The organism is Terriglobales bacterium, assembly GCA_035454605.1.
In the GTDB taxonomy this organism is placed as follows: domain Bacteria; phylum Acidobacteriota; class Terriglobia; order Terriglobales; family Acidobacteriaceae; genus DATMAB01.
The window spans coordinates 1-9,746 of sequence record DATIGQ010000210.1 but is presented as its reverse complement, the minus strand read 5'-3'; the positions used below and the strand labels follow the sequence as shown (position 1 = coordinate 9,746).

Annotated in this window: 9 protein-coding genes; 8 read left to right on the top strand and 1 reads right to left on the bottom strand. The window is 65.2% G+C overall.

Annotation, left to right across the window (positions count from 1 at the left end):
- The 4 genes from VLE48_14905 to VLE48_14890 form a co-directional block, all read left to right on the top strand.
- The coding region (locus VLE48_14905) for a hypothetical protein (GenBank protein HSA94300.1) at positions 1–258 on the top strand (258 nt) is incomplete at its 5' end.
- 115 nt (positions 259–373) lie between these two features.
- Entirely contained in the window at positions 374–778 is a 405-nt protein-coding gene (locus VLE48_14900; protein HSA94299.1) for a group I intron-associated PD-(D/E)XK endonuclease, read from the top strand.
- A gap of 115 nt (positions 779–893) precedes the next feature.
- Positions 894–1,385 carry a transcriptional regulator NrdR gene (gene nrdR / locus VLE48_14895; GenBank protein ID HSA94298.1) on the top strand — a complete coding sequence of 164 codons (492 nt, stop codon included), beginning with the start codon at positions 894–896 and terminating at the stop codon, positions 1,383–1,385.
- Between the two features lie 44 nt (positions 1,386–1,429).
- The gene (locus tag VLE48_14890) at positions 1,430–2,500 is read left to right on the top strand and encodes an isocitrate dehydrogenase (NAD(+)) (protein HSA94297.1); all 1,071 of its coding nucleotides are present in this window, start codon (positions 1,430–1,432) and stop codon (positions 2,498–2,500) included.
- Positions 2,501–2,558: 58 nt separating this feature from the next.
- Here the strand turns inward: VLE48_14890 and VLE48_14885 are convergent, their stop codons facing one another.
- Entirely contained in the window at positions 2,559–3,596 is a 1,038-nt protein-coding gene (locus VLE48_14885; GenBank protein HSA94296.1) for a lysylphosphatidylglycerol synthase transmembrane domain-containing protein, read from the bottom strand.
- Positions 3,597–3,729: 133 nt separating this feature from the next.
- Here VLE48_14885 and VLE48_14880 point away from each other — a divergent pair, with 133 nt between their 5' ends.
- The 4 genes from VLE48_14880 to VLE48_14865 form a co-directional block, all read left to right on the top strand.
- Positions 3,730–4,515, top strand: a complete 786-nt coding sequence (locus VLE48_14880; protein HSA94295.1) for a sigma-70 family RNA polymerase sigma factor — start codon at positions 3,730–3,732, stop codon at positions 4,513–4,515.
- 56 nt (positions 4,516–4,571) lie between these two features.
- Entirely contained in the window at positions 4,572–5,327 is a 756-nt protein-coding gene (locus VLE48_14875) for a zf-HC2 domain-containing protein (GenBank protein ID HSA94294.1), read from the top strand.
- A gap of 19 nt (positions 5,328–5,346) precedes the next feature.
- Entirely contained in the window at positions 5,347–8,313 is a 2,967-nt protein-coding gene (locus tag VLE48_14870) for a tetratricopeptide repeat protein (protein ID HSA94293.1), read from the top strand.
- 53 nt (positions 8,314–8,366) lie between these two features.
- Positions 8,367–9,746, top strand: a 1,380-nt coding sequence (locus VLE48_14865) for a VCBS repeat-containing protein (GenBank protein ID HSA94292.1), incomplete at its 3' end; no start/stop codon positions are given.

Sequence of the window (9,746 nt, the reverse complement as noted above, 5' to 3'; positions counted from 1 at the left end):
CTCATGCTCGTCCGCCACAAGGTTGCCGACTTCAACGCCTGGAAGCAGGTCTTCGACTCGCACGCCGAGGCTCAGCGCGAGGCCGGTCTGCGCGTGGACCGCGTCCTGCGCAACTTCGACAATGCCAACGAGGTCTTCATCCTCTTCGAGGTCACCGACGTGGACAAGGCGCGTGGCTTTGTCTCCTCCCCCATGGTGCCGCAGGTAATGAAGATGGCGGGCGTGGTGGACAAGCCGGATATCTACTTCGTGTCGTGAAGGCAGCACTCAGCATTCGGCACTCAGCAGAGCCAATAGCCACGAGACAATATCTATTATTGCCACTTGACATCTATGCTATAATCTATTGGTGGAGGGAGCACCCTCCGCGCCTATGCCCCGCTCGCCCAAAGCCCAGGGTGAGCTGGTGGAGATACGGTTCCTGCTGGAGGCCACGTCCCACGGCCTGGAAGTCTCCAAGCCCTGGGGCGACAACCTGCCCTACGACTTTCTGGTCGGCCGCAAGGGGCGCTATCACCGTGTGCAGGTGAAGTCGTCCGCAACGCCCCACTGTCGCGGCTATCACGTGTCGTGCTTCCGGCCTGCGGGCCACCGGTCCTACCGGCCCGGCGAGGTGGATTTTCTCGCCGCCTATATCGGCCCGGAGGAAACCTGGTACGTGATTCCAGTGCGCGCCTTCGCACCGCGCAAGACCCTGACCGTGTTTCCCCGCCGGCCCCCCACTCGCGGCGGACGCTTCGAGCGCTTCCGCGACGCCTGGCACCTGCTGCGCAGGTGACGGCGCTCATCCAAACGCAACCCGTGTGCCCGGACGATGGATTCAATGATTCAATCGTGTTCTTGCTCCCTGCTACAATTCCCCCGCGCCTCAGGCTGCAAGCGAGCGGCTGACGATGAAATGTCCTTTTTGCGGTCACGAGAACGACAAGGTGGTGGACTCGCGCGAGTCCAAGGAAGGCGAGTCCATCCGCCGCCGCCGCGAATGCCTCAAGTGCGAGAAGCGCTTCACCACGTACGAGCGCATCGACGAGATTCCGTACATGGTGGTGAAGAAGGACGGCCGCCGGGAAAAGTTCGACCGCCAGAAGGTGCTCAACGGATTGCTGCGCGCCTGCGAGAAGCGCCCGGTGGCCATCGGCAAGCTGGAGCAGATCGTCAACGAAGCCGAAGGCTTCGTCATCGACTCCCCGGAGCGCGAGCGCAAGGCCAGCGAGATCGGCGAGCTCATCATGAACCGCCTCAAGCGCATCGACAAGGTCGCTTACGTCCGCTTCGCCAGCGTCTACATGGATTTTAAGGATGTGCAGGAGTTCATGGCCGAACTCAAGCACCTGTTGAAGTCGAAGGAAGGAGCCGCGCGCCCGCGCACGGCCGCCAAGACGTAAATATAGCTAGCTCGAAATTCGGTGCTCGGTACTCGCAACCGTTTATGGCACACAAGGTCACACTCATTCCCGGCGACGGCATCGGCCCGGAGGTCACCTCGGCCACGGTGCGGATCCTGGAAGCCACGGGAGTCAAGTTCGACTGGGAGACGTTTCACGCCGGCGCCGAGGCCTACGAAAGATACAAAGAGTACCTGCCCATGGCGCTGCTGGACTCCATTGGGCGCACGCGCGTCGGGTTGAAAGGACCGGTGACGACGCCGATCGGCGGCGGTTTTGCCTCCATCAACGTGGCCCTGCGCAAGAAGCTCGACCTATATGCCAACCTGCGTCCCATCCAGAATCTGCCCGGCATCCCCACGCGCTATCCCGGCGTGGACCTGATCATCGTGCGCGAGAACACCGAGAGCCTCTACTCCGGCATCGAGCACGAGGTGGTTCCGGGCGTGGTGGAGAGCCTGAAGATCATCACCGAGAAGGCGTCCACGCGCATCGCGCGCTTCGCCTTCGAGTACGCCCGCCGGGAGAAGCGGCACAAGGTGCACGCCATCCACAAGGCCAACATCATGAAGCTCTCCGATGGCCTCTTCCTGCGCTGCACGCGCACCGTGGCCAAGGAATTCCCCGAGATCACTTACGGCGAGCACATCGTGGACAACACCTGCATGCAACTGGTGATGAATCCCTACCAGTACGACGTGCTGGTGATGGAGAACCTCTACGGCGATATCATCAGCGACCTGTGCTCCGCCTTCGTGGGCGGGCTGGGCCTGGTGCCGGGAGCCAATATCGGCACCGACACGGCCGTGTTCGAGGCGGTGCACGGGTCCGCCCCCGACATTGCGGGCAAGGACATGGCCAACCCCACGGCGGTGCTGCAATCCGGCATCCTGATGCTGCGCCACCTGGGCGAAACCGAGGCCGCCAACCGCGCCCGCCTGGCGCTGGAGAAGGTCTATCGCGCCAAGCAGCACATCACCCGCGACGTGGGCGGCACGGCCTCCACCTCGGAGTTCACCGAGGCCGTGCTCGAGCAGCTTGCTGGCATCACCCACGACGACCTGGCCAAGCTGGCCTATCCGCCACCGGTAGAGGCGGCGCCGCAAGAACTCTAGAAGCCCGTTTCCCTCGCGAACCCGACCGTCGCTGCGTTCGCAGATCGAAGATCACAGATCAGACCTGCTCCCGGGCTTCTTCTTCGACTTTCTCCTCGAGCTGGCGGAGGGAGAGATGCTCGCGGCGGGCGAGGAGGAAGCCGGCGGGCGCGATGGCGACAAAGGTCACCAGCCAGAGCATGATGCCGCAACTGACGGCGAGCTCGGGTGGGGCTCCGAAGATGTGGGCAAGAGCAGCGATGTTGGCCAGTTGCGTGCCCCCGCCGACGGCGGGCAACTGGATGGTGGAGCCGGCGATGCCAAATCCCATCAGCAGCAGTACGTGCGGGATGGTCATGGAGCGCAAGGGCTCAGGGTAGGCGTGGGCGATTTCGCGGTAGGCGAGGGCGATCATCAGCCAGAGGAAGAGAGAGAGTCCGACGAGTTGGAAGAACGAGCGCCGGTCGTGGATGGTATGCAGGCCGCGGCCGAAGGCGCGGGCGCGGTCGGCAGCGGTGTGGGCCAGATGCGGAGCCCAGCGGACAAAACGACGCTCCACCCAAGCGGCCAGCCCTTCGCTGCCGCGCCACAAGAGGAACGCCCCGGTGATCATGCCCAGGACGGCAAACACCAGGAAGTATCCGAACACGGTGAACTGCGCAAAGTAGGGAAGAGGGCGCAGGCTGGGCGCAAAGAAAATGGTGAGGGTGACGAGGACGGCAAAGGAGCCGGTGTCGAAGATGCGCTCCACCATCCAGACCGCCACCTGGGAGGAAAAAGGAAGCTGCTGGCGGCGGGCGATGAGATAAGGACGGATGAGCTCGGCGGGCCGGCCGAGCAGGGCGAGCCCGGCGAAACCGATGACGGTGGCGGGGAGGAGATCGCGGGTGCGGGCGCGGCACACCGGGCGCAGGAAAATCTTCCAGCGCAAGGCGCGAATGATATAGCCGCAGTAGATGAGGAGGACGGCGAAGAAGATACGCCGGAGGTCGGCCCCACGGGTCTGCATCCAGAAGACGCCCCAGTCGAAGGTCTGCCAGGAGCGGAACTGCAAATAGAAGAGCACGCCCAGGATGACAAAGACGACAAGAGTGGCAAAAACATGCTTGCGAGACATGAAGCAGCAGTATGAACTGAGAACGGTGAACTGTGAACTGTGAAGTACGAAGCCCCTTTTGCTTGTCGGGGTATTCGTTCTAGACTCCGCAGAACTTCGGCCGGGGAGAGGCGCTGGTTTCGCAGATGCGAGCATGGGCGATCCTTCCATAGCGGCGTGGCAGCAGGAGTTGCGCTCCGCGAGAGCGCAAGAGGCCTGGGTGGAGTTCCTGGAGAACTACGGCGCCATCCTGCTGCAGGCGGTACGGCGCACCATCTGGGACCCGGAGCGGGCAGCGGATTGCTTCGTCTTCGTTTGCGAGCAGTTGAGCGCGCGTGGCTACCGCCGGCTGCTGCAGTACCGGCCGGAGAGCGAGACCAGCTTTGTCACCTGGTTGCGGGTAGTGGTGAGGAACCTGGCGCTGGACTGGCACCGCAAACAATACGGGAGGCAGCGCACGTTCGAGTCGGTGGGACGGCTTTCCTCCCTCCACCAGGAGATCTACCGGCTGCGTTACCAAGACGGCCGCTCGCTGGACGAGGTGTGCCTGGAACTGCGCGGCCGCTTTCCTGAACTGAACCAGGAAGAGGTGCAGCGCATGGATGCGGAGGTGCGGCAGTCGCTGAGTCCGAGGCAACAGTGGCTGCTGGCAGCGCAGCGCACCGATACGGTGGCGCTGGACGCCGAGGAAGAGACGCAGACGGAGGTTGCCGACCCAGCTCCGGGGCCGGAGGATTGGGCCATCTCGGCGGAGGAGTGGCAGAGGCTGGGGCGAGGCCTGGCGAAGCTGGAGGCGGCAGAGCGCCTGCTATTGCAGTTGCGTTTCGGGCAGGGAGCGACACTGGCGAAGATCGCGCAGTTCGCCGGCCTTCCCGACGCGCAGACGGCCGACCGGAGGATCCGCACCATCCTGGACAAGCTGAGAAGGGAGCTGGAATGAGGGAGAAGCGGAAAACGGGCGCGGACGTCCGTACACATGGGTAGGACACAAAGCCAATGAGCATTCCTTCCCCCAACCCGGCACCGCAGCGCACACGAAGCTGCCCGGACGAAGCGCGGCTGGCGGCTTACTTCGAGCGACGCCTGGAAGGTTCGCAGCAGAACGAAGTGGAAGCCCACGTGGCGAACTGCGAACACTGCCTGGCGCAGGTGGCGTTTCTGCTGGAGATTCAAGACGCCGAGTTGCCTGCGGTGCCGGCGTCGTTGCTGGAACGCGTGCGGCGGCCGGGGAGCGAGCGGTGGTCCTGGGCGCCGCTGGTGTGGAAGTGGAGCCCGGCGGTGGCCGCAGTGGCGGGCGTGGTGGTGATCGCGTCGGTCCTGATGATGCGGGAGACGCCGATACCGCAGGTCGCGTCGGAGGCTCCCGTGGTGCGGCAGCAAGCACCCGAGGCGGTCGCGCCAACTCCGCCGGCGGTGACGACAGAAACCAGGGCGAATCCTCCGGTGCGAGAGACGCGCAGCCCGACGCGCTCCTGGACGGAACCGCGGATGCTCGAGCCGAGGCCCGGAGCCGCGCTGGATGCGGCCAATCTGGAATTGCGGTGGGCGGCAGTCCCGCGGGCGTTGTTCTATGACGTGCGGATCACCGATCCCAGCGGACAGTTGGTGTGGAGCAGCAAGGTCGAACAGGAACGAGTCCGAGTACCGGCAGAGGCCGGCCTGAAGCCGGGCCCCTATTTCGTGTGGGTGCGGGCGCATCTGCCGGAAGGCAAGCTGATTCGCACGCAGGCCGTGTCGTTCCGCGTGCGGTAAAGGGCTGCCTAACAACCCTTTGGCCAAGACAGTCCAGTCCGTTGTTTTGCTCTGCGCATTGGCGCTGGCCGTGCCCGGCGCGGGAGCGCAAGCACCTGCCAGTGGCGGCGATGAGCTCCTGGCCAAGGCGCGCCAGACCTACGCCGAGCAAGGCGCGCAAGCCGCGTTGCCGGAATTCGAGGCGGCGCTGGCGGCGTTTCGCGCGGCGGGGAACGGCCGGGGAGAAGCCATCACCATCGGCCTGATGGGCAATTGCTACAAGCGGCTAGGAGACTACGAGCGCGCCCGGCAGATGCTGGAACAGGCGCTGGCCATGAAGCAGAAGCTGGGCGACCGCGCGGAAGAAGGGCGAACGCTCAGCCATTTGGGACTGTTGTTCTGGGAGATGGGGGACTATCCCAAGGCCACGGAGCGCCTAGAGCAGAGCATCGAGATCGCCCGCAAGATCGGCGACCGCCAACTGGAAGGGGCGTCGGCGAACAACCTGGGACTGGTGAACGACGAACAGGGAGACTACGAAAGCTCGCTCAAGAACTATCGGCATGCGCTGGAACTGCATCGGGCGGCGGGCTTCGAGCGGGGCGAGAGCGATGCCCTGGGCAACATCGGAGGAGTGAGCCTGCTGCTGGGACGCTACCGCGAAGCGCTGGAGTACTACCAGCAGTCGCTGGCCATGGGGGAGCGCAACGATCTGAAGCCTTCGATGGTGCAGGACCTGGGGAACATCGGCTTCTGTTACCTGGGCATGGGCCGGTTGGAGGAGGCGCAGGCGCAGTTCGAGCGTGCCCTGGAAATGGCGCGCAAAGCCGGGATGAAAAAAGAAGAAGCCGAGTTGCACAAAGGCCTGGGCTCGGGACTGGTGGGGCTGGGAAGATTCAACGCGGCATTGGAGGAATACGCCAAGGCCTTACGCGTGTACGAGGCCGCCGGGCTGAAGCGGGAATGGGTGGAGGGCTTGAGCGACCGGGGCGCGGTGTTCCTGATGCTGGGCGATCTGCTTTCGGCCGAGCACGACTTCACGACGGCGAGCGAACTGGCGCGCTCCATAGGGCATGCGCGAGGGGTCACGGCGAACTTGCTGGCGCTGGGCGACCTGGAAGCCAAGCGCAGCCGGCACGAGCGCGCGGCGGCCCTCTACCGGGATGTGCTGGAGCGCAGCCGCGCTTCCGGCAACCAGGATCTTTTGGCCACCAGCTACTTGCGGCTCACGCAGGCATTACGCCAGCAGGGAGATACGAAGAACGCGATGGCCAGCGCCAAGGCGGCACTGGAAGTCGCGCGGAATCAGTCCGCAGCTCCGACGGAAAGCGAAGCCCTGCTGTTGCTGGCTGACCTGCTGCGAAGGCAGGGGCAGCTCGAGCCGTCGCTGGAGCGCCTGTCGGAAGCGGAGAAGGTCGCGGGAACCATCGGGAATCCGGAATTGAACTGGCAGGTGCAGTACGGGAGGGGACAGACGCTGGAGGCGCTGGGCCGGGAGGAGGAGGCCATCGCGGCCTACCGGCGGGCGGTCGAGATCATCGAGAGCGTGCACGCGCAACTGCAGGAAGACCGCTACCGCTCCGGGTACCTGCAGGACAAGTCGCAGGTGTACGTGGCGCTGATCCGGCTGCTGCTCAAACAAGGCCACAGCGGCGACGCATTCTTCTTCGCGGAGAAACTGCGGGCCCAGGGGAGGCTGGCGCCGCTGGAGGGAGGCGCGGCGCCAGAGACGTCGCAGCGCGAGCTGGAGTTGCGGCTGCGCATACGGCGGTTGCGCCAGGCCATCGAGGAGGAGACAGCGAAGGGTTCGCAGTTCCGGCAGCGGGCGGCGGCGGTGTTCTCGGCGGAGCTGCAGGCGGCGCAGCGGGAGTACCAGAACCTGCTCGACGACCTGCGGCGCGGGCAGCGGAGCGGGCCGGTTGCCGTCGCCCGGGAAGACCAGATCCGGCAGAGCCTGCCCGCGGATGCCGCGTTGCTGGAATACGTGGTGACGCGTGACGCGGTGCTGATCTTCGTGCTGACCCGCGAGCGCCTGCGCACGACTTCAACGAAACTGCCGGTAGAGGAACTGGAGGCGCGCATCGAGCTGTTCCGCGACCTGCTCGGCCGCCGGAAGGGCGGGCAGTGGCGGGCTCCGGCGGAATCGCTGCGACAAAGCCTGATCGATCCGGTGGAAGCGGGAGGCGGGCTGGAGGGATACCGGAGCCTGTATTTGGTTCCGCACGGCGTGCTGCACTACCTGCCGTTCGCCGCGCTGGCGCGAGCCACCGACTCCGGTGCGCGCTTCCTGGTGGAGGACTACGACATCCAGTATCTGCCGTCCGCGAGCGCGTGGGCGACGGGAGCCGGCGCCCAGGCTGTGGATGGGCGACTGCTAGCCATGGCGCCGGCCCAGGCGCGGCTGGCGTTTGCGACCCGCGAGGTGGAGGACATCCGCGCCAGCTTCCCGGGGCAAGCGCGGGCGCTGGTGGGCAGGCGGGCCACCGAAGGAAGCTTCAAGCGGCTGGCCGGCGACTACGGGATCATTCACCTGGCAACCCACGGCTTCTTCAACAAGATCAACCCCATGTTCTCCGGAGTGCAGTTGGAGCCGGATGCTGTGGAAGACGGGCGCCTCGAAGTGCACGAGATCCTGGGACTGCGCTTACACGCGGGCCTGGTCACCTTGAGCGCTTGTGAAACCGCCCTGGGCAGCGGGTACTTCAGCGAGGTCCCGGCCGGAGACGATTTCGTGGGACTGACGGAGGCGTTCCTGGAGGCGGGAACAACTTCCGTGCTGGCGACGCTATGGCAGGTGAACGACCGCTCGACCTCGCAATTCATGACGGATTTCTATCAACATCTGCCGGCCAAGGGCGGCGCGGCGCTGGCGGCGGTGCAGCGCCGGATGCTGGCCAGCCCCGGCCGCTACCGGCATCCGTATTACTGGGCCCCGTTCGTTCTGGTGGGGGCAAACCGTGATATACAGGGCGGAATTCCGGCGGAAAAAGCGCCGGGCCGTCCGTAAGGCTTGACAGAGAGCCCAGGGTGAGGCGTCTCCAGGGCGTGGAGGGTAGGGTGATGCAGCAGAGAGCGTGGACGGCATGGCAGCGCAACCTTGGGCTCGTGGTTCTCATCGTCTCGGCGGTCTCGGCCGCCCCAGCGCAGCAGCTCCAGGTGAACTCCGCCGATCCACCGGCCGCGGAACAGGGCACCGTAAACCTGAACGTGACCATCGGCGGCAAGGGCTTCAAGAAGGGCGCGGCAGCCAGCTTCGTGCTCAGCGGCACGGATGACGCCGACGGCATCACGGTCAACAGCACGACCTTTGTCGGCGCGACGACTCTGGTGGCGAACATCACCGTCGCCGACACCGCCACCATCGCCAAGTTCGATATCAAGGTGCGCAACTCCGATGGCCGCATCGGCAAGGGGACGGAACTGTTCAGCGTGCTGGCCAAGGGGACCGGCCAGGACAGCACCTGCGCCACGCAGGGAACGCCTGCGGGCTGGGTGGTGGTGGAGGGCCTGCAGCGAACCAACCCTGATGGCACAGGTGAATTCACGTCGCAAGGCTTCGGAGTAGCCGTCCGCGCCCGTGCCGCCGACCTGGATGGCAATGGAAGCGTGGATGCGATCGTGGTCATGGCGGTTGCGGGTCAGGGGACGGGCGTGGTCAACTTCCTGCTCGATCCGGTGACGGGCCAGCGCCTGTCGGCCTCCGTAGTGGCGAGTGACTTGGGAAGTGGCCTTCTCAGTGTCGGCGAAGTGAACGGCGACGGAATCCCGGATTTCGCCATGACTAACGGGCTGAGCGAGAGGGCGTTCGTGTTCCTCAGCAACATGTCGGGCGGCCAGCTCACCTACAGTCGCATCCAGCTTGACCGTCCAACGGACATCGCTCTGGCAGCGTTCTTCGGCAGCTTTGTGGCGCTGGGCGATCTGGACGGAGACGGGACAGACGAGCTGGCTGTCAGCGCTTCCGGGCAGGGCATCCATGGGAACAAGAATCCCGGCACTACCGTGATCTACCGTTTCGAAAGCGGCAGCTTCGTGCGAAAGGTCGTGATCGTGGACCCGCTGCCGAACCGCAGGAAGAACAGCGAATTCGGGGCGGTAGCCATCGGGAACGTGACCGGCGATGCTTCCGCGGACCTGGTCATCGGCCAGAGCGCTGGTGAAGTGGATGGTGTTTCCGAGGCCGGGCGCGTCTATGTCTTTCCGGGCCCGGTACTGTCGCCGAGTTTCGATCCCTCAAGCTACGTCACGCTGACCCTGCCGGGCGCGCTGATGTTCGGATTCAAGGTCGGGGTGGGTAACGTGGACGGCGTGGGTATTCCCGACGTGGTGGCGACGACCAAGTACAACAGCTTCGGCGATACGGAGCAGGCGGCAGTCTTCAGCGGTCCGGTGAGCACCGGCCAGACGCCCACCTATCGTCTGATGCCGCGGGCGGGAGCG